Source organism: Botrimarina colliarenosi (assembly GCF_007859955.1).
GTDB lineage: Bacteria > Planctomycetota > Planctomycetia > Pirellulales > Lacipirellulaceae > Botrimarina > Botrimarina colliarenosi.
Window position 1 is genome coordinate 1 of sequence record NZ_SJPR01000003.1, and the last position, 22,708, is coordinate 22,708.

Sequence of the window (22,708 nt, forward strand, 5' to 3'; positions counted from 1 at the left end):
CACCCGTCGGCCGCCCCGGACGTAGTCCTGCACGACCGCGACTCGCTGGCCGAACCAAGGATGCCAGCGGTAATGCACCTCACGACAATCGGTGCTGTGGGTCTTGTCTCGTTGGGTTGTACAACCACTACCGGCCGCACAGATCGCTGGTGTACGTCACCCCGGTCGAGTTCGCGGACCGCTGCCCCGCTCCCGCTCCGGAGTCGCTTTCGGCTACGCCTCAAGCGACTCCTCCGCTCCAGCAGGGCAGCGACCTTACCCAACCCGTACCTTCATAACGGGTGGTACAGAAAATCAATGCTGGTCACCCCCGAGGCGAGCAGCGGCTTACTGATTCTTGTCCGTGAATTATCCAAGCAGATTTCCCTCCTAGGTACCCCCGGTGTAGCCTACACCGGCACGTTCTATAACGCGTGCAAATCACCGAGTATTGGCTAATTGGCTAGGCTCAGTCTGAGAATCCCGATTCTGTCATCAATCGTAGGTAGCGTTTGAGACAGGCCCATTTAACCATGGCGAGGAAGTTAACGGCCGTCTTCTCGAAGCGGGTGAGAACGCGACGGCTCTCCTTGAGCCAGCCAATCAGTCGCTCGACAATGTTGCGTTCACGGTAGGCTTCACGGTCGAACTCAACGGGCCGCGCGTCGCGGTCTTCGTTGGCCTTCGAGGGGATCACCGGCTCGATCTCATTCTCCAAGAGCCAATCGTCGATCCAGTCGGCTCGGTACGCCTTGTCTCCCGCCAACCTCGCCGGATAAGCCAAGGGTTCGCCATCGTGATCCTCGCAGTCGATCCCTTCTAAGAGCGCTTCAAGCTCTTGCGATTCGTGCGTCTGCCCCGGCGAGAGCCGCACGCCCAGCGGGTGGCCGTGGCGATCGCACACGAGGTGGAACTTTGTTGAGAAGCCGCCGCGAGAGCGGCCTAACGCATGCTCAGCTGGCTCTTGGGGGTCCCCTTTTTGCCGCCACCCGCCGCGCACCGCGCCGCGCGGACGTGCGGGCCATCGACGCACCACAGGTCTTCATCGATCTCACCAACTTCGACGTGCGCCGCTACCAATCGACCGAGCGCCTCATCGAGTGTGCCGTCGCTGGCCCACTTGTTGAAGTGGTGGTAGACCGACTGCCACGGGCCGAACTCCTCGTGCAGGTCCCGCCACGGGCAGCCCGTGCGGAGCACGTAGAGGATGCCGTCCACCACGTCGCGCGGGTCCTTCCGCTTCCGGCCCACCGCCGCCGGCGGAGGGAATACGTCCGCGATCTGCTCCCACGCGTCGTCGCTCAATCGATCTCGCACCATCGCTAAGCCCTCCATGGTCGAACCGAAACGTACGACCTCAGCTTGCGATATCGCTACCCTACACCGCAAGATCAGTTCTCAGACAGAGCCTAGTAGTTACGCAATAAGCTAACCTTCATTTTTAGTCGCAAACCCTTGCACCACTTGGCGGCGCGTAACGCGCCAGCACCTCGACGGTCGTTGCGTAGATCGCTGCGACGGCGTCGACGTCTCGGGCGTAGCCACCCCCCATCGCGGCGACCACCGGCAGGCCGCGCTCACGGCACGCGGCGGCGACTCGTTCGTCACGCTCTCGGAGGCCGGCCATCGTGAGCTTCATGCGGCCGTAGCGGTCGTGCTCGTAGGGGTCGGCGCCGGCGATGTAGAAAACCGCCTGGGGGTCGAACCGCCGCCACGTCTCGGCGAGAGTCTCGTCGAGACGCCCCAGGTACTCCGCATCCTCGCAGGCGTCCGGCAGGGGGACGTCGAGGTCGCTCGTTTCTTTCAGGCGGGGGTAGTTCTTGCCGCCGTGGAGGCTCACCGTGAACGTCATCGGGTCGTCGGCGAAGATCGCGGCGGTGCCGTTCCCTTGGTGGACGTCGAGGTCGAGCACGAGGGCGCGCTCGAAGCGGCCCTCGGCGCGGAGGTTGCGAACCGCGACCGCCATGTCGTTGAAGACACAGAACCCTTGCCCCCGGTCGGGGAAGGCGTGGTGCGTCCCCCCCGCGAGGTGGCAGCCCCACGCGTCGCGGCCGGCGTCGCGCTCGGCGAACACGGCCCGCCCCGCCGCAAGCGTCGCCCCGTTGGAATGGAGCGACCGTTGCACAAACCCTTCCGACCAAGGAAAGCCGATCTCACGCTGCTCGACTTCGGTCAGCGTTCCCGAACGGACGCGGCGGACGTACTCGGCGGTGTGGACCCGGAGCAATTCGGCGTCGGTGGCCGGCGGCGCGGGGCGGAGTTCGATCGACAGCTCCGCAGCGAACGCCGTGACCCGCTGCCGCGTCAGCGCGTACTTGTTCCGTGGGAAGGCGTGCTTCTCCGGCAGCGGCAACGCGACGTGGTCGCTGTAGTAAGCGAAGAGCATGGCGGGGCGGGGCGGCTGGTTCGAGGCCTGAGTCCGTGGGGGGCGTCGGCCCCGGATCGGCTCTCAGCCCAACCGGCGTCCAACGCGGCCCTTCACCTCAGGCGCTCTCGGCCGTGGCGGTTTCGATCCGCTCGACGAGGACCCGTTCCACGCGGCGCTCGCTGACTTCCAACACGGTGACCCGGACCGAACCGTTGTGCACGACCTCTTCCCCCTGCCTGGGGACGCGGCCCAATTGCGAGAAGACAAAGCCGCCGATCGTGTCGAAGTCGCCGTCTTCGGGCAGCTCGAGCCCGAGACGCGAGTTGATCTCGTCGACGTGCGTCCGGCCGATCGCCTCGCAGACCCCGTCGCCGACCGAGCGGATCTCGTCCTCGACCTCGTCGTCGTACTCGTCGACGATCTCGCCGACAATCTCTTCAAGGACGTCCTCGATGGTCACGAGGCCCGCCACGCCGCCATACTCGTCGAGCACCAGCGCGATGTGGGTCCTTTCCTGCTGGAACATCTCGAGCAGGTCGTCGACCGCCTTGGTCTGGGGGACGAAGAGCGGTTTGCGGACGAGCTCGCGGACCGTCCGGCGATTGGCCGGGTCGTCTTTCGCCAGCTCGGGGATCAGGTCCTTGACGTAGATCACGCCCACGATGTCGTCGCGCGAGTCTTCGTAGGCGGGGATCCGGGTGTGTCCCATGCGGATGACGTCGGCGAGCAAACCGTCCCAAGTCTGATCGACGTGCACCATGTGCATCTCGGTGCGGGGGGTCATGATCTCCGAGACGTCGGCGTCGCCGAGTTCGATCACCCCTTCGATCATCTCGCGGGCGTCCTCTTCGAGGAGTCCCTCGCGGTGCCCCTCGGTGACGATGGTGCGGATCTCTTCGCCGATGGTCTCCTCGTCGGGGACCGACGGGTCGCGGCCGGCGAGGCGGTGGAGGATGGCGTCGAGCAGTCGGACCGCGGCGCGCAGCGGGGCCGAGAGCGATCCCATCGCTCGCCACACGGGCCAGGTGTGAAACAGAAACGGCTCGGCGAAGACGCGGCTGAACGCCCACGCCGCCGCGACACGGAGCATCGCGAGCGTCAGCCCCACCACCGCGGCGACGGCGAACAGCGCCAGTTCCTGGTCGTAACGCCCCAGCGTCCAGGCGAACGTCGCGATGGCGAACAACGCCACCGCGAACGCCCCGAGAAGGTCGATCCCGAGGGCGGTTGTCTCGTGCTGCCGGAGGATCTCGCCGAAGCGGTCGAGCCGGTCGCGCCGACGGCAGATCTCTTGGAGGTCGGTGCGGGAGAACTCACGCAGCGCGCGGGAGCTGATCGCGGTCAGGCTGGTCGCGACGAGCGATGCGGCGGCGGTCCAGAAGAGGGTCGATTGGCTCACCGGGGCGCCACCTCCGGGGCGGCGGTCGTCGGCGTGGCGGGAGGTTCGACGCCCGCCAGACGCAGGTACTGCGTTTCGGCGGCCCGCATCGCGGCGACCTCGTCGTCCGCCTTGTCGCGGTGGCCGGCCAGGTGCAGAACGCCGTGGACGACGTAGAGCAACAACTCGTTCTCGGGCGGCCAGCCGTAGTCGGCGGCGTTCTCGATCGCGGTGTCGGCGCTGACGATCACCTCGCCTTCCAGCCGCGGCGGCTCGTCCGTCAGGGCGAAGCTGAGCACGTCGGTCGGGTAATCGTGGGCCAGGTGCCGGACGTTCAGTTCGTGGATCGTCGGGTCATCGACGACGGCGACGCTGAGGTCCCCCTCGTGATAGCCGGCGTCGCCCAGGATGGCCGTGGCGACCCGGCGTATTCGATCCTCGTCGACCGCGAGGGCCGACTGCTGATTCGCAATTTCGATGTTCATCGGGGGGGTGAGGGCGTCAGTTTTGGAGGGCCGTGACGGCCTGTCCAGACAACCTGCCTTTCTAAGCGGTCTCCTGATCGGGGTATTTGACGCGTCCGTGGTACACTGCGGTTAGCGACTTTATCAAGCTTTCGCCGATGGTGTGAAGCTCTTGAAGCGTGACGCCGCACTCGTCGAACTGGCCGTCGTCGAGCCGCTTGCGGGTCAGTTCCTCGACGAGGTTCTCGATCCGCGAAGGGGTCGGTTCGACCAGCGCGCGGCTGGCGCTCTCGACCGCGTCGGCCATCATCAGAACGGCGGCCTCCTTGGTCTGCGGCTTCGGGCCGGGGTAGCGGAAACGGCTCTCGTCGACCTTGGCGTCGTCGTCCTGATCGAGGCTCTTCTTCTGCGCTTGGCGGTAGAAGTACTCGACGAGCGTCGTGCCGTGGTGCTGTTCGATGAAATCGATGATGCACTGCGGCAGCTTGTTTTGGCGAGCCAAGTCGGAGCCGTCTTTGACGTGGGCGATGATCACCAGCGTGCTCATCGCCGGCACGAGGGTGTCGTGTTGATTAACGCCTCGGCTCTGGTTCTCGATGAAGTACCCCGGCTTCAGCATCTTGCCGATGTCGTGGAAGTAGGCCCCCACGCGCACCAACAGGCCGCGGGCCCCGATCGACTCGGCGGCCGCTTCGGCGATCGAGGCGACCGTGATCGAGTGGTTATAGGTGCCCGGCGCGCGGCGGACGAGCTCTTGCAGGAGCGGGTGGGCGGGGTCGCCCAACTCGATCAGCGACAGGTCGGTCTGGACGTTGAAGATCCTCTCAACCAACGGCAGCGAGACCGTCAGCAACGAACCGGCGATCACCGGCCACAGCCCGGTCGCCACGGCCAGCTTGAGCGTGGGCCACAGCGGCTGGCTCTCGATGGAGCCGACGGCGAGCGTCGTGATGATCGCCACGACACCGGCCCAGAAGCCGACGACCAGTAGTTTGCTGCGGTGCCGCACCGAGTCGAGCAACGCGATCGAAGCCGCGGCCGGCGCCACCGCGACGATGGTCTCGCCGACGGACCAGCCAAGCCCGATCGCCGCGACCAGACCCGCGGTCGCAGTGACGAGCAACGCCGACTGGTGCCGGTACGCGACCGCGATGGTCATCCCAAGCAGCAGCAGCGGGATCATCTCGAGTCGCCAAGCCGAACCCGCCGCCAACAGCGTTCCGAGCATCCCGGCGCAGGCGAGCAGAAAGGCGATCAACAGCGTGGCGTAGCGCGACAGTTCGGCGACCGCCTCACGATCGGTCCGGTAGAGGCCGAGGCCACACAGGGCGAGCATCGCCGCGTAGACCCAGAAGACCGAGATCGCCCGGCGGATCCGTTCCCCCGTCGAGAGGTCGCTCAGCATCTGCTGGTAGTCAAGTTCGAGCAGCGCGACGCGGGCGTCGGTGAGCGGCTCGCCCGCTTCGGCCAAGCGGTCGCCCGGCTGATAGACGCGGAACACGTCGGCGACCTCTTCCGCTTTGCGGTCGGACTGCACGCGGGTGGCGTTCTCGTTGATCTTCAGCGTGACCGGCAGGTCGAGCCGCAAGCGGGCGAAGACGTGTCGCGCCACGTCAAGCGTCGGCATCAGCCGGCGGAGCGATTGGTCGAGGTCGTTGCGGACGTTGTCGATGAGGGCGTCGCGCACCGCGAGGTCGCGCTGCACCCCCTCGGCGCCCGCTCTTTGGACGAGGATCTGCTCGGCGTTGGCGTCCACCGGCTGCTGTTCAAGGATGCCACGGTCGGCGATCGGCCCGATCGCTTTCTCGAGCGCGGCGCCGAACAAGTCGCGGGACTCTTCGGTGGCCAGGGCGGTGCGGAACCGTTCGAACTCGGTCCGCTTCTCTTCGTCGGTCGGTTCGGGCGTCCCCTCGGCGAGCGTGGGCAGGTACGGCGACCAGACCGCCATGTCGACCGTCTCGAGCGACTCCGCCGCGGCCAGCTGGAGCACTTCGTTGCGCACCTGGGCCACGAGCTGGGTCAACGGCGCGGGGTCGTTGTCGTAGACCGCCTCGGCGAAGCGGCGGGCCCGGCTGCGGGCCTCGCGCGTGGCGCGCTCGTCGGGTTGCTTGAACTCGACGCGGGCGGTCAGGTCACGCGACGGGATCTGCGTGGGGGCGAAGTCGCGCGGCGGCTGCCACCCTTGCATCATCACCATCAACAACGCCGCGGCGAGCGCAGCGATCGCCAGGCGGAGCACCACCACGCCACGGCGCAGCTGCCCGAGCAGCGTCGAGAACCTGCCCGGGGGCAGTTCGACGGTCGCAACGCGTTGGCTGCGAGTGCGCTTTGACGGGGGGCTGGCCATCGGTCGGGCGAAACCATTGCGAGCGACGGCGGCGGCTCTTGGGGCCGCCCGGCGTCACGCCGCCGCGTTATCGCTTCTCCCCCTTCTCGTAGGCGTTGACGATGAGGCTCACCAAGCGGTGACGCACGATGTCTCGGTCGTCCAGTTGAACGCAGGCGATCTCCTCGATGCCCTCCAGCCGCTTCACCGCATCGGCGAGGCCACTCTGGGTGTGGGGCGGCAGGTCGACCTGCGTGGCGTCGCCGGTCACGACCACCTTGGAGCTCGCTCCCATCCGGGTCAGGAACATCTTCATCTGCGGGATGGTGGTGTTCTGCCCCTCGTCCATGATAATGAACGCGTTGTTGAGCGTCCGGCCCCGCATGTAAGCGAGCGGCGCCACCTCGATGATGTCCTCGCTGGTGTAGCGCTTGAGCTGGTCGTAATCCATCATCTCGCCCAGCGCGTCGAGCAGCGGGCGGAGGTAGGGGTGGATCTTCGCTTGGAGGTCGCCGGGGAGGAAACCGAGGCTTTCTCCCGCCTCGACGGCGGGCCGCACGAGCACGATCTTGCGGATCTGCTTGTTGCGGAGCGCCTCAACCGCGGCGGCGACCGCCAGGTAGGTCTTGCCGGTTCCCGCGGGTCCGACACAGAAGACACAGTCGTGCTCTCGGATCGCCCGCAGGTAGTTGATCTGCCCCTCGGTACGGGGCCGAATTGTCACGCCCGGCTGCTGGATGACCACCTCGACGCCGCGAGTCGCGGGGCGTTCGCCCGTCACCTCGGCGAGAATCTGATCGACTTGTTCGGTGGTGAGCGCGCCCTGGCGGCTGACCGCGGCCTTCAGCCGCTCGAAGATGGCGGTCGCATGCATAACGGCCTGCTCGTCGCCCGACAGATGGACCCGCCCGTTGCGGGTGGCGATCTTTGCGGGGATGCGTTGGCGGACCTTTTTGAGGTGCTCGTCACCTACGCCGAACAAGAGGACGGTCTCTTCCGGGCCGCCAACGGGGATTGTCGCTTCGATCATCCGGCGAGTATGGCCATCCGGTGAAAACGGCTGGGGAGGAGGTCGCCGAACCATGCGGCGTACGGCCTGCCGAGCCGCTGTAACTATACCCAACACGCCGGGTTACTGCCCAGCGGAGGGCGGACCGGGCGTCGCAAAGGTTGGCGCCGTCGCCGTTTATGCCGGAATTGCCGGCGGCAGGGCGCCCGAACCCCCTTGATTAGGGGCCCACGCAGCGGGTTATCCACATCAGGAACGCCACCGGGGCGGCGAACAGGATCGAGTCGAGCAGATCGAGCACCCCCCCAAAGCCGGGCATCCAAGTGCTCGAGTTCTTCAGCTGGGCGTCGCGTTTGAGGAGCGAAACCGCCAAGTCCCCCGCGACCCCCGCCGCGCCGACGAGCGCCGCGTACGACAGACACCCGCCGAGCCAAGCGGCCGGCGTGCGGTGGCTGTCGCACCCCAGGAGGTCCGCCAGCGGGCCGAGCGTCGCCATCGTCGCCACCGTCGAGAGGGCGAAACCACCGGCGGCGCCCTCCCACGTCTTGCCGGGGCTGAGCACCGGCGCCAACTTGGTCCGGCCCCACATCCGGCCGGTGAAGTAGGCGCCGATGTCGTTCGACTTCACGACGACGATCAGCGACAGCAGCGCGAGCATCCCCCACCGGCCGTCTTGTCCCCACGGCCCCCCGGCGAGCAGACGGAGCTGGGCGACGAAACCCATCAGCCCGCCGGCGTAGGCGATGCCAAAGATGGCGAGCGCCAGACGGGTGGTCGCCGACCCCGGCTCGCGGTAGCGGCGCATCTCGGCGCAGAAGACGACAAAGCATGACGCCGCTAGCCCGATCGCGACCCAGCCGACGCGGCCGGTGAGCGCCGCGCCGGGCATCTCGCCGAACGGCCAGAACGACGGCGCGAGGCTCGCCAACACCGTGGCCACCGCGCCCGGGACCACCAGGTAGCGCGACGGCGCCGGTGTTTGGTGGTTGTTCTCGAAGAGTCGAACCAACTCACCTGCCGAGAGGAACGCCCCGGCGATCGCCAGTGGCGACATCATCAGCCCGGGCCGCGCCGAACCGAAGTCGGCCCATGCGAGGCCCGCCAACAGCGCGACCAGCAGCACGCCGAGGATGAGTCGCCAGACAAGCACAGGGCGTATTGCGGTGGGGGGTGGGAGGGCAAGCCGCGGCGACTTAGCGGTTGAGCCCGCCGAAGCGTCGTTCTCGACCAGCATAGTCAAGGATCGCTTCGTGGAGCGTCGCTTCGTCAAACTCGGGCCACGCTCGGTCGGTTACCCAGATCTCAGCGTAGCTAATCTGCCAGAGGAGAAAGTTGCTGATCCGCATCTCGCCCGCGGTGCGGATCAAGAGGTCGGGGTCGGGCCGCCCCTCGGTGTAGAGGTGCTTGCCGATCGCTTGCTCGTCGATGTCGGCCGGGTCGATCTGCCCCGCCATGACTTGGTAGGCGAGCGACCGGGCAGAATCGACGAGCTCGCCGCGGCCGCCGTAATTGATCGCCAGATTGAGTTGTAATCCGTCGTTGCCGGCGCTCATCGAGACCGTTTTGTCGAGCTCGTCCAGCACGCGGTCGGGGATCCCCTCGCGACGGCCGATCATGCGGACGCGGACGTTGTCCTCCATCATGATGGGCCGCTCGTTGACGAGGTACGCCTCGAGCAGCTGCATGAGGAACGCCAGCTCTTCGGCGGGACGCTTCCAGTTCTCGCTCGACAGGCAGTAGAGCGTCAGGTGCTCGATCGGGGCGAGGCGGGCGCACTCGCGGGTGATCGCCCGCACGACGTGGCCCCCCCGGTCGTGGCCGGCGACCCGCGCCAGGCCCTGCCGCTCGGCCCAGCGGCCGTTGCCATCCATGATGATGGCGATGTGCCGTGGCCAGCGCTCCGCCGGCACGTCCGCAAGCGGCTCGGGCAGATCGGCGGCGGTTTCGGCGGACATCGGGCGGGAGAAACGATCGATTGTGGGAGGCGTCTCCAGACGCCGATTGCGGTATCCAGTCCGTTTCGGATTGCAGCGCGAAATCGGCGTCTGGAGACGCCTCCCACAGGTGTTGGTTCTCTTGTGAGGGTTCCCTACGCCCCCGTCGCCAACAGCTCCGGCTTGCCGGCCAGGATCGTCTGTTCGCGTCCCGGTCCGACCGAAACGATCGACACGGGTCGGCCGACCAATTCGCTGACGCGTTCCAGATAAGCCAAGGCGTTGGCGGGCAGGTCGTCCATCGAGCGGACGCCGGTCAGGTCCTCGCTCCAGCCGGGGAGCGATTCGTAGACCGGCTTCACCCGACGGATGTCATCGACGTGGCTCGGGAAGACCTGCGTCGTCTTGCCGTCGAGCTCGTAGGCGTTGCAGATCTTCAACTCTTCGAAACCGCTGAGCACGTCGAGCAGCATGACGGCGATGGCGTCGACGCCGCCGAGGCGGGCCGTGTAGCGGACCGCCACCGCGTCGAGCCAGCCGCAGCGTCGGGGGCGCTTGGTGACGGTGCCGTACTCGTTGCCTTGGTCACGCAGCTTCTGGCCGTCGGCGTTGTCTTGCTCGGTGGGGAAGGGCCCGCCGCCGACGCGCGTCGAGTACGCCTTCACGACGCCGAGGGTGTGGTTGATGTAGCGAGCCGGCAGGCCCGAGCCGTTCGAGATGCCGACGCCGCTGGAGTTGCTGCTGGTGACGAACGGGAAGGTGCCGTGGTCCACGTCGAGCAGCGCGCCTTGCGCGCCCTCGAAGAGGATCCGCTTGCCCGCCTCGGCCGCGGTGAGCAACAGTTCGTTGGTGTCGCACACGTGTGGCCGCAGCCGCTCGGCGTACGCCTTGTACTCGTCGTAGATCGCCTGCGGATCGAGCTCCGGCGACGCGCCGCCCGACATGGCCGCGATGACGGGCGTCTTCGCCGCGACGATGTGTTCGATGTGCTGGCGGAGCTCGTCGCGGTAGAGGTCGCCGATGCGGATTGCGTGCGAGCGGGCGACCTTGTCGCGGTAGCAGGGGCCGATGCCGCGCTGCGTGGTGCCGATGTTCTCGCCGTCGGTCGTGTTGGCGTCGAGCGCGCGGTCCTCGGCGAAGTGCCACGGCATGATGACGTGGGCGCGGTCGCTGATCTTGAGGTTCTTCTCAAGGCCCCGCACGTCGCGGCCGGCGAGCTCATCGAGCTCTTCGATCGCCTTGGCGGGGTTGATGACGACGCCGCCGGTGATGACGCTCGTCACCCCCTCGGTGAGCACGCCGCTGGGGAGGAGCGACAGCTTGTAGACCTCGCCGCCGACGACGACGGTGTGGCCGGCGTTGGCGCCCCCCTGATAGCGGACGACGAAGTCGTGCCGGGGGGTGAGCAGGTCGACCAGCTTCCCCTTCGCCTCGTCACCCCATTGCAGACCAATAACGCAAGTGCCGGGCACGGGGGACTCTCTCAAAACAGCGGGCGGGGGAGGGCGAAAACCAGCCTGGTAGTTTCGACCCCCGACGACCCCGCGTCAACCAGCCGGAGCCACCGCGGCGGCTCACCGGGTCCGGTGGTCACTCGGTCTGATACCGAGGCCTTGGCCGGATAAGGCCCTGGTGCGGCGGCCGGAAGAGGCACCAGAGGATCAGCCCCAGGGGCCAACTCGGAAGCAACGCCACGACTAAGGCGACGAGAAGAGCGGGTTTCTGCCGGGCCAACGCATCTCGGTACGCCCAGACGATGCTGTAGACGTAGGCGATCGCCACTGCCGCGAGGATCAAGATGCCGAGGAAGAGGCTGATCGCTTGAACGAACGGTGGGTCCCCCATAGCCGACTCCTAGCAGTAGAAGCGTGGTGCGATGGTTTATCTATTTTTCGCGATAGCGGTTAATCAATTGGGAGGTTCGTTGGGCAGGTCCTCGGGCTGCGGAAGCCTCGCGCCGTGGCGGAAGCTGAGGACCTTCACGATGAGGGCGGTCTCATCGACATGGTAGAGCGCGAGGTACTTCCCGATGAGGACCCGACGAACCTCATAGTCGCAATAGACTTGTTCGGCGGCAATCTGAAACTTTGTCGGCGTCGTCTGGAGGGCTTCGATTGCCTTAAGCACCGATTCGCCCCAGCGTAGTCCGATCTCGATCGACCCTGACTGCCTTTGGATATAGCCGACGTAGTCTTCGATATCTTTCATCGCTCGGTCAGAGATCTCGATGCGATACCGAATCATGCCCGCAGCCTTCCCAGGCGGGCATGCAATCGTTGACGGGCTTGCTCGACGGACATGACTCGACCAGCAAGAACGTCTGCCATTCCCTCATCACAGCGAGCGGCGCTTTCGCGGAGCTCCTCGTCGGTGAGGCTAGCCGACTCGTCCGTATCAGCATGGATCAGCCCGACGACACAGTCCTTGATGTACTCGCGGACGTCATCGTAACCATATTCCTTAGCGACTAAGGTCAATCTATCCATCTCAAGATCAGGAATCTGGATCGTCAAATTCATCGCGTTATCCTCCTGAGGCTTTAACCGCTCCCCCGATTCTACTCGATCCGCAGGTCGTAAGGCATCACAAGCCCGATCGGCTCCTTCGCAAACAGCTGACGCACCCAGCCGGTGCGGCGCACCGCTTCTTCGAGCTCGGGGAGCACGCCCCCGAGGTCGAGGCGCACGCGGACTTCGCGTTGTTCGTCGTTGTCGCCGAAGAGCGACTCGAAGAAGTCTTCCGCCTCGGGGTAGGTGTCGATCGTCACCTCGTCGTCCTCGGCGAGGCCGGCGAGCGACTTCGCTTTGGAGACCGCCGAACGGAGGTCGCCCAATTCGTCGATGAGCTCGAGCCGCTCGGCCTGGCGGCCCGTGTAGACACGGCCGCCGCCGAGCTCCTTGATGCGGTCTTGCGACAGGCCGCGGCCCTTGGCCGCCTTGGCCGTGAACTGCTCGTAGGTGTCGTCCATCAGCGACTGCAGCACGTCACGCTCCGACTCGGTGAACTTCTCGTTCACGCTGAACAGGCCGCTGTTCTTGCCGCGGGCGATCAGGTCGGTCGTCACGCCGAGCTTTTCGAGGAGTCCGCCGACCGCCATCTTGCCGCCGACGACGCCGATCGAACCGGTCACCGTCGCCGGCTCGGCAAACACATGGTCACAGCCCATCGAGATGTAGTAGCCGCCGCTCGCGGCGACGTTCCCCATGCTGGCGACGACCGGCTTCTCGATCCGTTGGATCTGGCTCCAGATCAGGTCGCTGGCGACCGCCGATCCGCCGGGGCTATCGACCCGCAGGACGATCGCCTTGACACGGTCATCGTCGGCCGCGTCGCGGAGCGCCTTGATCATCGTCGTCGAGCCGATCGAGTTGGCGCTGCCGAACAGGTCGCCCTTGCTCTCGCCGGTGGCGATCGGACCGACGGCGTAGACGACGGCGATCTTGTCTCCCCGGCCGGACGATTTCTTTCCGCCCGAGGCGATCATCCCCATCAGCTTGAAGAAACCGGCCGGGCCGCTGAAGTCGGTGTCGACCTTCTGTTTGCCGTAGTTCTCGACGAAGGCGAGCGTGTCGGTGTCATGCCGCTTCTTGAGGGCGTCGCGGAGGTCGCCTTCGTAGGCGAGGCGATCGACGAGACCCGCCTCGAGCGCCTGCGTTGCGGTCAGCAGCCCGCGGTCGATCGCCGCGACAACGGCGCCACGCTTCATCGGGCGGTCCATCGCGATGGTGTCGACCATCTGCTCGTACATATCGTCGATGAGCGACGTGATGTTCGCCTTGACCGGCTCGCTCCACTCGCGGCGGGTGTAAGGCTCGGCGGCGCCCTTGGCGTCGCCGACATGGATGAAGTCCGCCTTCACGCCGGCCTTCGCCAAGAGGCCCTTGTAGAACATCGGCTCGGCCCGGACGCCCGGCAGCAGCAGAAAGCCCGACTCGGGCATGACGATCTCGTCGCACGCGCAGGCGACCAGATAGCCAGCGGCCTCGGCCGCCTCGAGCACCGCGACCGCATGCTTGCCCTTAGCGCGGAACCGGGCGATCGCCTGCCGCACCTCGTTGCGTTGGCCGCTGCCAAGCGTGGGGCTGTCGATCCGCAGGACGAGGCCCTGGATCTTGTCGTCTGCAGCGGCCGCGTCGATGCGGGCGATCTGCTTGCGGAGATCGACCGACAGGTCGCCGAACGGCCCCGCGGCGCCGGGCGACTCGGGCAAGGCGCCGTCGAGCTTGAACCAGGCGTAACGGACCTTCTCGGCTTCCTCGGCCCGCCGCTTGGCGCGGTCGGCGGCGCGTTTCTGGGCGGGGCTCAGTTCCTTCTCGGCTTCTTCCGCCTTCGTTTTGTCCGTGTCTGGTTCTTTGGAGCGGTCGTCGTCGGTCGCTTTGTCGTCCGACGTCTCCGTGGCTTCATTGGCGGTGGGGGCCGTGGTGGCGCCCCCCTCTTCCTGGGACCACGCCCGCGTCGGGGCGAGCGACAGGGCCGCGACCAACAACCAAACCGGTAGCGAGAATCGAGGGCTCATGGCAGAGATCGTTATTTGAGGGAGAACTGACCGCGACGCCCTCAGGACGCCGCGGACGGCTTGTAGGGGTTGGAGCGATTCGCCGGGGTGGGGCCGATCTTGGCAAAATCCCCGACTTGACCATCTTACCCCGCTGCGGCGCGACGGGGAGCTTCGGCGTGCCAGGCCCCCCGCGTGGCGAGGAGCCGTCGGTCCGCCGGCATGGGGGGCTTGAGGCGAAGTCCCAAGCCGGTGGCAATTCTCTCTGGCCCGCCCCGCGAGCCCCTGCTACGGTCCGGCCGCTCCTCGTTCGAGCCCCCGACCTCCCCGCGGAACGGAGTCCGCCCATGGCCCTCGCCCGATCACTCGCCCTCCTGATGGCTGTCGCTCTCGCCACGCCGGCGGGCGCTCAGTTCTGGAACCCGTTCCGCTCGAAGCCTCAGGCCGAGCCCGCGGCCGCCCCGGTGCGGCAGGCGTCGGCCCAGGAGCCGCTTCGCTACAAGCTGACGGAGGAATCGGGCCCGTGGCTGATCCTGGCGACGACCTTCTCCGGCGAAGGCGCCGAGGCGCAGGCCCGCCAGCTCTGCGCCGAGCTGACCCAGACGCTCCGCCTGCCCGCCTATGTCCATGAGATGAACTTCGACCTGGCCGGCGACGAGCCGGTCGGCCGTGGCGTTGATCGCTACGGCGCCCCCGTGAAGATGCGTTATCGCTCGGGTGACGAACGCCGCGAGTGGGCCGTGCTGGTGGGCGACTACCCGTCGGTCGACGACACGATCGCCTCGCGCGACCTGCTGACGGTCAAAAGCGTAAAGCCCCAGGCGCTCGCGATCGACGCCGAGGGGCAGACGCGGCAAAACCTGGCCAACTACCGGGCGATGACCGCGATGATGACCGCCAAGGACGAAGGCGACGGCCCGATGCGGTCCGCCTTCATGACACGCAACCCGCTCCTGCCGGACGAGTTCTTCGCCCCCAAGGGGGTCGACAAGTTCCTTGAGAAGATGAACAAGGACCTCGACTACACGGCCCTAGCGATCCCGGGCCGCAAGACGATCCGCGTCGCCACGTTCCGCGGCCGCGGCACGCTTGTGGGCGCCAGCCAGTCGCGTAGCAGCAAGAGCCGTCGCAAAGACAAAGAAATCGACCCGCTGGTTGAAGCGGCCGAGAACGCGCACTTCCTCTGCGAGGAGATGCGCAGCAAGGGCTGGGAGGCTTACGAGTTCCACGACCGCACCGAGAGCTGGGTCAGTGTCGGCTCGTTCGACAAGGTGTTTAGTGACGACGGGCAACCGCTCGCCGAGGCGGTCGAGATCGTCCGCACGTTCGGCGCCGCCCACAACACGTCCTCGACGCCGCTCGATAAACAGCGCAACGCCCCCGTCGAGTCGGCCCGTGCCGCTCAGGTGAAGCAGCAGTTCAACAACCTCTTCACCAGCGAGATCGGTCAGGTCGCGACCGGCATGAACCCGAAGTACGCCCAAGTGACGTTCGAGAAGGGGCAGGCCCCCCGGCCGATCCCGTTCGACATCTACCCGGAGGCCGTCGACGCCCCAAAACGGAGCGTCAGCAGCGGCTTCGCCTGGCGTCGTTAATTCGTGGTGGCTTTGGGGCGGTGAGGGCGGTCTCCTGACCCCGATTTGTAGAAAGGGTCTCCTGACCAGACTTTTGGGAGGGGTCTCCTGACCGGATTTGTGGGAGGGGTCTCCTGACCCCGATTACGCGCCGCCGGCCGAGAAGGCTACGATGCCGTCATCGGCGTCGGGAGACGCCTCCCACAGTCGGAGCCGCCGGTTGACGATGTCATTTCCCACGCTGGTTATCGGTTCCCGGAACGCCAAGAAGCGCGATGAACTCGTCGGCCTGCTCACGCCGCACGGCATCGCGGTAAAAACGCTCGCCGACTTCCCGGACCTCACGCATGAGGTCGACGAGGACGGCGACACCTTCGAGCACAACGCCCGCAAGAAGGCGACCGAGTACGCACGGGCGCTCGGCCAGTGGGTGCTCGCTGATGACAGCGGTGTCTGTATCGACGCCCTCGGCGGCGCGCCGGGCGTCTACTCGGCCCACTACGCCGGCAAGCACGGCGACGACGCCGCGAACAACGCCCTGGTGCTCGAGAAGCTCGCCGGCCTGCCGCCCGAGAAGCGGGGCGCTCACTACGTCGCGATGCTCGTGCTCGCCGACCCGACTGGCGAAGTCCGCGCCGAGACCCGCGGCGAGTGCCACGGCCGGATCCTCGCCGAGGCGCACGGCGCCGGGGGCTTCGGCTACGACCCGCTATTCGAGGTCCGTGAGTACCACCGCACCTTCGGCCAGATGGGCCCCGCGGTAAAACGCGCCATCAGCCACCGCAGCCGCGCCATGCGGGCGATGCTGCCGCCGATCCTGAAGCTCCTGGCGACAACCTGAGCCGCAGGCGCTAGCCTCGGGCAGCCTCACAAGCGACTCACCAACCATTTGCAGCCACGATGCCGAATCCGTCGTCAAGCAACGCCCCGCTCCTCGTGCGATCGAGCCTCGCCCCCGCCTCGACGGTCTTCGTGCGCGAACTGCCCGGCCGCAACGACGTGTTCGTCGCTCAACTCGCCGCCATCTGCAAGCGAGTTGGCGCCGAACTGCATGTCGTCCCGGCCGGCGAGCCGTACGCCGAGAACCATGTCTGGATGCAAGACGCGGTCGAGTTTCTTGAGCGGTCCGACGGTTCCGGAACGGTCGCGTTGCTCGGCGTCCGCAATCAGGCGATCGACGACTTCGCCAAGCACCGCCTGCCGGGCGTCGAGACGCACCGTGTCGGCGCGTACCGCGAGGCGTTCGCCAGCGGCGAGTCGACCGCGGGCGAGGCGGGCGACTCGTGGATCGACTGGTTCGGCAACCTCGAGGCGTCGCCGCCGACCGCCATGTGGCCTAACGGCCGGGTGCTGTACGGCGTGAATCCGGCGACCGACGGGCAGCTGCATCCCGACGTCGTGGCGTTCCTCGCCGAGCAGGGCCTGCAAGAGCCGCTCGCGCTGGATGTCGGTTGGCTGACGGTGCGGCACGTCGACGAGATGTCGTCCTTCTTGCCCGCGAAGGATGGCGGCTTCTACGTCGCGGTCCCCGACCCGCTGGCGGCGCTGGCGTTGCTTGAGCGGCTCGATCAGGAAGGGCAGGGCGCCACGCCGCTGTTGTCGCCTTACGAAGAGGGGACGACGGTCGCGTCGATCCTCGCCGATGAGGATTTCGTGCGGCACAACGAGCGGCTTTGGCGAGAGCGGATCGAGCCCGCGGCCAGGACGCTCGTTGAGGGAATTGGCGCCGATGTCGACCGGCTAATCGGCCTGCCGGTGATGTTCCGCGCCAGCGGCGAGTCCCGCACGCCCAACGTGGTGAACTGCCTCGTCCTCCCTGGTCGCGACGGCGCCGCGGGCCAGATCGCTATGTCGGACCCCCACGGCCCAATGGTCGAGGGGGAAGACGTTTTCCAAGCCGATATCCGCAAGCGGCTCGCCGACGTCGACGCCGAGATTCACTTCGTCGACGACCGGCAGTATCACAAGTGGGCCGGCAACGTACACTGCGCGACCAACGCCATCCGTCCGCTGAAGCTTTGAGCCTCGTGGACGCTACGCCGCGGCGTAGTCCTCGGCGTAGTCGAGCACCCAGCGGTCGATCAGCTGGCGGAATTCCTCTTCGTCGAAGTCGGCGATCGGTTTGTGGTGCGTCCGGCTGAAACTTTCCTTGTTGCGGATGGCGCCCTTGGCGGTCACGTCGATGACGTGGAACTCGTTGAAGGGCCCGACCAGCAGCTGCAGCCGGCTGTAGAAGTTCTGGCGCTTGCCGCGTACGACGATCAGGTCGTCACGGTGGATGCCTGAGCCCCAGCCGCGATCCTCGACCAGCGACTCAAGCTTGAAGCCGGGCAGGTTGTCGGCCAATTCGCGCAGCCGTATCTCGATGTGCTCGGTCAGCAGCAGCCGGTGCTGCGAGTGGAGCCGGCGTTGCTCCTCTTCGCTGAGCGCGTCGGCGGCCGCCTCGAACTCTTTCTCGGCGCGGAGGCTGTGGCCACGCTGTGTGGCGCGTTTGAGTCGTTCGCTGAAATCCATGCCGCTCAGTTTTCCTTGCCTTCGAACGAGACTTTGTCGTAAATGTCGCGGAGCGTCAGAACCACCTCGGCCGTCACGAGCCGGACCTCGCTGTCGAGGCCTTCGGTGGGGTTGAACCGCCAGGCGCCGTCATCGAGCCGAGTGAAGTGCTCGACCTGCGGGGCGTCTTGCGACACCAGCAGGTACTCTTTGAGCGACGGGAGGTTGCGGTAGCTGGCGAACTTGTCGCCCCGATCGTACTCGGCGGTTGACTTGCTGAGGATCTCGAAGATCGCGTTTGGATTTAGCAGCGTGTCGAGGACATCGTCCTCAAACTCAGGCCCGCCGCAGACTACCGATAGGTCGGGATAGGTATACCGGCCGCCCGAGGCCACTTTGACCCGCATGTCGGAGATGAAGTGCTCACACGGTTTCCCCTTGAGCCCGACACCTAGAAGCGTGCCGATATTTGCCGCTATCCGATTGTGATTCCTGCTAGCGCCGCTCATCAGGCGGATTTGGCCGTTGACGAACTCGTGCTTCTCTTCGCTCTTCCGTTCGAAGGCGAGATAGTCGGCGGCGGTGGTGGTCTTCGGAGCGGTCTGCGTGCTCATCGACGCGTCCTCGGCGGGCGGGGGAGTCCCCTCTATCGTAGCACGGTCGGGCGCCCCGGCGGTACGCTGGTTGGATGGCCGAAGCCGTGACCCACGCCGACGTGCTGATCCTCGGCCAGGGGCTGGCCGGCTCGACGCTGGCGTGGCGGCTCGCTGAGCGGGGCGTCTCGGTCATCGTCATCGACCGCGGCGGGATCGACGAGGCCGGCCGCCCGAGCGCCTCGCGCGTCGCCGCCGGGTTGATCACACCGGTGACCGGCAAGCGGCTCACCGTGGGTCCCGACTACGTGGCGACTTGGGAGTCGGCCCGCTCGTTCTACCGCACGGTCGAGTCGTCGACCGGTGCGGCACTGCTGTGCGAGCAGCCGGCATGGCGATTGTTTCGCGACGCCGCCGAGCGAACCTCCTTCCTGTCTCGGTTAGAACAGCCCGGATTCGCGCGGCACGCCCGGTTGGCGGAGCACGACGAACTGCCCCCAGTCGTGACGGCGCCGTGGGGGGGCTTCGTGATGCCGGGCGCTGCGCGGCTGAACGTGATCGGCTATCTCAACGCGACCCGTGATTGGCTGGCGGGCAAGGGAAGCTACCTCCGGGCGGATGTCACGCTCGACTCCGACGTAACAGTGAACGCCGCCGGCGTTCGGTTTGATCGCCTTGGCGTTACGGCTCGCTGCCTGGTGGAATGCCAAGGCTACGCCGCGACGCTGCCGCCGCTCTCCCCGGTGAAGGGCGAGGTCCTGTTGATCAATGCCCCCGCCCTACAAGTCGACCGTGTCCTCCACGCCGGCGTTTGGATCGCACCCGAAGGGGGTGGGGGGTATCGGGTCGGTTCAACTACGGACCACGAGCGGATCGACTCGACGCCGACCGAAGCGGGGCGCCGCGAGCTTTCGGAGAAGCTACTGGCGTGTGGCGTCACGGGGTTCACGGTGGCCGAACACCTGGCCGCGGTGCGGCCCGCGACGTCGAAACGCGAGCCGACCTACGGTTTCCGCCGCGATCAGCCCCGGGTTGGCTGGTTCAACGGCCTCGGGGCCAAGGGCTCGCTCTGGGCGCCGGCCTACGCCGACCGGATGGCCGAATTGGTCGTGGGGTCGCTCTCCTGACGGCCCCTTCTCGGTCGCTGTGAAATCGGGGGCGGAAAGGGTAAATTGCGGGGCCCAACGAGGCCCCCGGCCGGGACGCTGGAAGCGACGAGTTTTGCCCCGCGGCCGGCGGGCCCCGCACTGCGACACCGAAGGAACCTGCGCGTGGCCGACGACGAAGTGAACGGACCGGACGACATCGAAGAGGGCCCTGCCCCCTCCAGGAGGCCCGCCACCAACGACGACGTCCCCGAAGGGGGCGTCCTGCTCAAGCCCGGCTTCGACCCGGTCAACGAGGCGATCGCCCTGCGGCTGGTCGACCTGCCGATTGAGGACGAGCTCAAGCAGTCGTACCTGACCTACGCGATGAGCGTCATCGTCAGCCGCGCGCTGCCCGACGTGCGCGACGGGCTGAAGCCGTCACAGCGGCGGATCCTCGTCGCCATGAACGACCTGGGCCTCACCCCCGGCGGCAGCACCAGCAAGTGCGCCGGTATCGTCGGCGAGACGATGAAGCGTTACCACCCGCACGGCGACGGGGCGATCTACCCGACGCTCGTCCGGATGGCCCAAGAGTGGTCGACGCGGTGCCTGCTGATTTCTCCGCAGGGGAACTTCGGCAGCATCGCCGGTTTGCCGCCGGCCGCCATGCGGTACACGGAAGCCCGTCTTTCGAACGTCGCGGCGATGATGCTCGAGGACATGAAACTCGACACCGTCGACTTCATCCCGACCTACGACGAAAAGCTCACCGAGCCGACGGTCCTGCCGTCGAAGTTCCCCAACCTGATCGTTAACGGTTCGGGCGGCATCGCGGTCGGCATGGCCACGAGCATCCCGCCGCACAACCTGGGCGAGGTCTGCCGCGGCATCATCGCGTTGCTCGACAATCCGGAGATCGGCATCTTCGAATTGATGGAGCACATCCCGGGGCCCGACTTCCCGACCGGCGGCGTCCTCTGCGGCCGCAGCGGCATCGTCAAGGGCTACACCACCGGCCGCAGCACGGTGGTGCTCCGCGCGAAGACCACGATCGAGGACGACAAAAAGAAGAAGCGGATCCTCATCCACGAGATCCCCTACCAGCAGTCGCGCGACGGCGTCATCAAGAAGATCGCCGGCCTGGTGAACGAGGGGCGGATCGCCGGCGTCAGCGCCGTCCGCGACGAGTCGGACCTCAACGAGCCGGTCCGCGTCATCATCGAGCTGAAGCGCGACGCCGACCCCGACGTGGTGCTCAACCAGCTCTACAAGTTCTCGCCGCTGCAAGACTCGCAGAGCGTCATCTTCTTGGCCCTCGTCGACGGCAAGCCGCGGGTGCTGAACCTCAAGGAGATGCTCGAAGAGTTCGTCCGGCATCGGGTGGTCGTCATCCGTCGGCGGACCCAGTTCCTGCTGTCGCGCGCCCGCAAGCGGAAGCACACGGTGCAGGGCCTGTTGCTCGCGCACGCCAACATCGACGAGGTGATCCGCGTCATCCGGGCCAGCAAGACGCAGCCCGAGGCGAAGATCGCCCTCATGCAGATCAAGACGCCCGGCGCCTTGATGAAACGGGCCCTCGGAGACGACGGCTACGCCCAGTTCCAGTCCGAGCGCGGCGTCGCCGAGGAGTACACGCTGACGCCCGTCCAGGCCGACGCGATCCTCAAGATGACGCTCGGCCAGCTCGTCAACCTCGAGCAAGAGAAGCTCGCCGAAGAGCACGCCCAGCTGCTCATCGAGATCGGCGAGTACCTCGACATCCTCGGCGACGAGAAGCGGATCTTCGGCATCATCCGCGAAGACATGGAGCAGATCCTCGCCTCGCGTCTGATCGACGAGCGCCGCACGATCATCAGCAACGAGGAGGTCGGCAACGTCGACCTCGAGGACCTGATCGAAGAAGAGACGATGGTCGTCTCGATCACCCACAACGGCTACATCAAGCGCACCGCGGCCAGCACCTATCAGGCGCAGCGCCGCGGCGGCAAGGGGATCAAGGGCGCCAAGAGCGACGACGACGACCCGATCGAACACGTCTTCGTCACCAGCACGCACGACTACCTGATGTTCTTTACGAACCAAGGCAAGGTCTACTGGCAGAAGGTCTACAACCTGCCCGAGCTGGCCCGCGACGCGAAGGGCCGCGCCGTGGTGAATCTTCTGAACTTCGCCGAGGACGAGAAGATCGCCGGCTGCACCGCGGTCCGCGATTACTCGCTCCCCGACCATTACCTGATGATGGCCACCCGCAAGGGCTTGGTGAAGAAGACCGACCTAGCCGCCTACAGCCGCCCGATGAAGACCGGCATCATCGCCATCAAGCTCAAAGAGGGCGACGAGCTCATGGCGGTTGAGATCGTCAAAAAGGGGGACGAGGTCCTGCTCGCCACCGCCGACGGCATGGCGATCCGCTTCGACGAGTCGGACGCCCGCTCGATGGGCCGCAACTCCAGCGGCGTGAAGGGCGTCGGCCTCAGCAAGGGGGACGAACTCGTCGGCATGGTCGTCGCCAATCCCGACGCGACGCTCCTCACCGCCACCGAGAACGGCTACGGCAAACGGACCCCGTTCGGCCCCAATGCGCCCGACCTGCTCCCAACCGAAGGCGAAGCGAGCACGGAGGAAGAGGACACCAGCTCGAGCGCCCGCTACCGCACGCAGAACCGCGGCGGCAAGGGTCTCCGCGACATCAAGACGACCGACCGCAACGGCAAGGTGATCGGCGTGACGAGCGTCACCGACGCCGACGAGCTGCTGCTGATGACCTCCCGCGGCAAGCTCCAGCGCATCCGCGCCGCCGAGGTGAGCACGATCGGCCGCAACACCCAGGGCGTGCGGATCATGGGCCTCGATAACGGCGACACGCTGATGGCGATCGTGAGGGTGCCGCTGGAGGAAGGGGGCGAGGCAGAGGCGGCGCCGGAGACGACGCCCCAAGAGTAGCACCGAACCGCGACCGTCAGGGAGTCGACCAACGCGGTAAGCGACCGTTATCGATAGGGGCGTT

Annotated in this window: 22 protein-coding genes; 5 read left to right on the top strand and 17 right to left on the bottom strand. The window is 66.7% G+C overall.

What is annotated here, in order from left to right; genetic code table 11:
- From Pla108_RS21630 to sppA, 15 genes are all read right to left on the bottom strand, one after another.
- A partial coding sequence (locus tag Pla108_RS21630) for a DUF503 family protein (RefSeq protein ID WP_146445119.1) occupies positions 1-263 on the bottom strand: 263 nt, incomplete at its 3' end.
- A 185-nt stretch (positions 264-448) separates the two neighbouring features.
- Positions 449-1,015 carry an IS5 family transposase gene (locus tag Pla108_RS11550; protein WP_146445120.1) on the bottom strand — a complete coding sequence of 189 codons (567 nt, stop codon included), beginning with the start codon at positions 1,013-1,015 and terminating at the stop codon, positions 449-451.
- The gene (locus Pla108_RS11555; RefSeq protein WP_197526501.1) at positions 922-1,299 is read right to left on the bottom strand and encodes an IS5 family transposase; all 378 of its coding nucleotides are present in this window, start codon (positions 1,297-1,299) and stop codon (positions 922-924) included. Before Pla108_RS11555 ends, Pla108_RS11550 begins: the two co-directional genes overlap by 94 nt.
- 121 nt (positions 1,300-1,420) lie before the next feature.
- Complete coding sequence (locus Pla108_RS11560; protein WP_146445122.1) at positions 1,421-2,365, bottom strand: histone deacetylase family protein; 945 nt, start codon at positions 2,363-2,365, stop codon at positions 1,421-1,423.
- A 97-nt stretch (positions 2,366-2,462) separates the two neighbouring features.
- Positions 2,463-3,746 carry a hemolysin family protein gene (locus Pla108_RS11565; RefSeq protein ID WP_146445123.1) on the bottom strand — a complete coding sequence of 428 codons (1,284 nt, stop codon included), beginning with the start codon at positions 3,744-3,746 and terminating at the stop codon, positions 2,463-2,465.
- On the bottom strand, positions 3,743-4,210 hold the full coding sequence (gene ybeY, locus Pla108_RS11570; RefSeq protein ID WP_146445124.1) for an rRNA maturation RNase YbeY: 468 nt from the start codon (positions 4,208-4,210) through the stop codon (positions 3,743-3,745). Before ybeY ends, Pla108_RS11565 begins: the two co-directional genes overlap by 4 nt.
- A 61-nt stretch (positions 4,211-4,271) precedes the next feature.
- Complete coding sequence (locus Pla108_RS11575) at positions 4,272-6,536, bottom strand: HD family phosphohydrolase (protein ID WP_146445125.1); 2,265 nt, start codon at positions 6,534-6,536, stop codon at positions 4,272-4,274.
- A 67-nt stretch (positions 6,537-6,603) separates the two neighbouring features.
- Positions 6,604-7,545, bottom strand: a complete 942-nt coding sequence (locus tag Pla108_RS11580; protein ID WP_146445126.1) for a PhoH family protein — start codon at positions 7,543-7,545, stop codon at positions 6,604-6,606.
- A 199-nt stretch (positions 7,546-7,744) separates the two neighbouring features.
- Positions 7,745-8,674 (bottom strand): phosphatidate cytidylyltransferase, encoded by a 930-nt coding sequence (locus Pla108_RS11585; protein WP_231934446.1) that lies wholly within the window; start codon positions 8,672-8,674, stop codon positions 7,745-7,747.
- 43 nt (positions 8,675-8,717) lie between these two features.
- The gene (locus tag Pla108_RS11590; RefSeq protein WP_146445128.1) at positions 8,718-9,479 is read right to left on the bottom strand and encodes an isoprenyl transferase; all 762 of its coding nucleotides are present in this window, start codon (positions 9,477-9,479) and stop codon (positions 8,718-8,720) included.
- A 134-nt stretch (positions 9,480-9,613) separates the two neighbouring features.
- Positions 9,614-10,930, bottom strand: coding sequence for an adenylosuccinate synthase (locus Pla108_RS11595; protein WP_197526503.1), 1,317 nt, complete (start codon positions 10,928-10,930; stop codon positions 9,614-9,616).
- 118 nt (positions 10,931-11,048) lie between these two features.
- A complete protein-coding gene (locus tag Pla108_RS11600; protein WP_146445129.1) occupies positions 11,049-11,303 on the bottom strand; it encodes a hypothetical protein in 255 nt (84 codons plus the stop codon).
- Between the two features lie 63 nt (positions 11,304-11,366).
- Positions 11,367-11,702 carry a type II toxin-antitoxin system RelE/ParE family toxin gene (locus Pla108_RS11605; RefSeq protein WP_146445130.1) on the bottom strand — a complete coding sequence of 112 codons (336 nt, stop codon included), beginning with the start codon at positions 11,700-11,702 and terminating at the stop codon, positions 11,367-11,369.
- On the bottom strand, positions 11,699-11,977 hold the full coding sequence (locus Pla108_RS11610; RefSeq protein WP_146445131.1) for a hypothetical protein: 279 nt from the start codon (positions 11,975-11,977) through the stop codon (positions 11,699-11,701). Before Pla108_RS11610 ends, Pla108_RS11605 begins: the two co-directional genes overlap by 4 nt.
- Before the next feature lie 38 nt (positions 11,978-12,015).
- Positions 12,016-13,974 (bottom strand): signal peptide peptidase SppA, encoded by a 1,959-nt coding sequence (gene sppA, locus Pla108_RS11615; RefSeq protein ID WP_146445132.1) that lies wholly within the window; start codon positions 13,972-13,974, stop codon positions 12,016-12,018.
- Between the two features lie 326 nt (positions 13,975-14,300).
- On the opposite strand from sppA, the gene Pla108_RS11620 reads away from it, so the two are divergent.
- The 3 genes from Pla108_RS11620 to Pla108_RS11630 all read left to right on the top strand — a co-directional run bounded on the left by Pla108_RS11620 (position 14,301) and on the right by Pla108_RS11630 (position 17,549).
- Entirely contained in the window at positions 14,301-15,548 is a 1,248-nt protein-coding gene (locus Pla108_RS11620) for a hypothetical protein (RefSeq protein ID WP_146445133.1), read from the top strand.
- A gap of 205 nt (positions 15,549-15,753) precedes the next feature.
- Positions 15,754-16,368 (top strand): non-canonical purine NTP pyrophosphatase, encoded by a 615-nt coding sequence (locus tag Pla108_RS11625; protein WP_146445134.1) that lies wholly within the window; start codon positions 15,754-15,756, stop codon positions 16,366-16,368.
- Positions 16,369-16,427: 59 nt separating this feature from the next.
- The gene (locus Pla108_RS11630; protein WP_146445135.1) at positions 16,428-17,549 is read left to right on the top strand and encodes a protein-arginine deiminase family protein; all 1,122 of its coding nucleotides are present in this window, start codon (positions 16,428-16,430) and stop codon (positions 17,547-17,549) included.
- 12 nt (positions 17,550-17,561) lie between these two features.
- On the opposite strand, the gene Pla108_RS11635 is transcribed toward Pla108_RS11630, so the two are convergent.
- Complete coding sequence (locus Pla108_RS11635) at positions 17,562-18,041, bottom strand: hypothetical protein (RefSeq protein ID WP_146445136.1); 480 nt, start codon at positions 18,039-18,041, stop codon at positions 17,562-17,564.
- 5 nt (positions 18,042-18,046) lie between these two features.
- Positions 18,047-18,634: a Uma2 family endonuclease gene (locus Pla108_RS11640; RefSeq protein WP_146445137.1), complete on the bottom strand. Its 588-nt coding sequence runs from the start codon at positions 18,632-18,634 to the stop codon at positions 18,047-18,049.
- A 74-nt stretch (positions 18,635-18,708) separates the two neighbouring features.
- On the opposite strand from Pla108_RS11640, the gene Pla108_RS11645 reads away from it, so the two are divergent.
- On the top strand, positions 18,709-19,740 hold the full coding sequence (locus tag Pla108_RS11645; RefSeq protein ID WP_146445138.1) for an NAD(P)/FAD-dependent oxidoreductase: 1,032 nt from the start codon (positions 18,709-18,711) through the stop codon (positions 19,738-19,740).
- Between the two features lie 144 nt (positions 19,741-19,884).
- Positions 19,885-22,644: a DNA gyrase subunit A gene (gyrA, locus tag Pla108_RS11650; protein ID WP_390615652.1), complete on the top strand. Its 2,760-nt coding sequence runs from the start codon at positions 19,885-19,887 to the stop codon at positions 22,642-22,644.
- The last annotated feature ends 64 nt before the right edge of the window (positions 22,645-22,708 follow it).

Bases quoted from the DNA above. Each gene is read 5' to 3' on its own strand.
- ybeY (WP_146445124.1), bottom strand. From the start codon at position 4,210: ATGAACATCGAAATTGCGAATCAGCAGTCGGCCCTCGCGGTCGACGAG.
- Pla108_RS11610 (WP_146445131.1), bottom strand. From the start codon at position 11,977: ATGAATTTGACGATCCAGATTCCTGATCTTGAGATGGATAGATTGACC.
- Pla108_RS11605 (WP_146445130.1), bottom strand. From the start codon at position 11,702: ATGATTCGGTATCGCATCGAGATCTCTGACCGAGCGATGAAAGATATC.
- Pla108_RS11620 (WP_146445133.1), top strand. From the start codon at position 14,301: ATGGCCCTCGCCCGATCACTCGCCCTCCTGATGGCTGTCGCTCTCGCC.
- Pla108_RS11580 (WP_146445126.1), bottom strand. From the start codon at position 7,545: ATGATCGAAGCGACAATCCCCGTTGGCGGCCCGGAAGAGACCGTCCTC.
- sppA (WP_146445132.1), bottom strand. From the start codon at position 13,974: ATGAGCCCTCGATTCTCGCTACCGGTTTGGTTGTTGGTCGCGGCCCTG.
- Pla108_RS11560 (WP_146445122.1), bottom strand. From the start codon at position 2,365: ATGCTCTTCGCTTACTACAGCGACCACGTCGCGTTGCCGCTGCCGGAG.
- Pla108_RS11555 (WP_197526501.1), bottom strand. From the start codon at position 1,299: ATGGTGCGAGATCGATTGAGCGACGACGCGTGGGAGCAGATCGCGGAC.
- Pla108_RS11590 (WP_146445128.1), bottom strand. From the start codon at position 9,479: ATGTCCGCCGAAACCGCCGCCGATCTGCCCGAGCCGCTTGCGGACGTG.
- Pla108_RS11630 (WP_146445135.1), top strand. From the start codon at position 16,428: ATGCCGAATCCGTCGTCAAGCAACGCCCCGCTCCTCGTGCGATCGAGC.
- Pla108_RS11575 (WP_146445125.1), bottom strand. From the start codon at position 6,536: ATGGCCAGCCCCCCGTCAAAGCGCACTCGCAGCCAACGCGTTGCGACC.
- Pla108_RS11645 (WP_146445138.1), top strand. From the start codon at position 18,709: ATGGCCGAAGCCGTGACCCACGCCGACGTGCTGATCCTCGGCCAGGGG.
- Pla108_RS11635 (WP_146445136.1), bottom strand. From the start codon at position 18,041: ATGGATTTCAGCGAACGACTCAAACGCGCCACACAGCGTGGCCACAGC.
- Pla108_RS11625 (WP_146445134.1), top strand. From the start codon at position 15,754: ATGTCATTTCCCACGCTGGTTATCGGTTCCCGGAACGCCAAGAAGCGC.
- Pla108_RS11600 (WP_146445129.1), bottom strand. From the start codon at position 11,303: ATGGGGGACCCACCGTTCGTTCAAGCGATCAGCCTCTTCCTCGGCATC.
- Pla108_RS11640 (WP_146445137.1), bottom strand. From the start codon at position 18,634: ATGAGCACGCAGACCGCTCCGAAGACCACCACCGCCGCCGACTATCTC.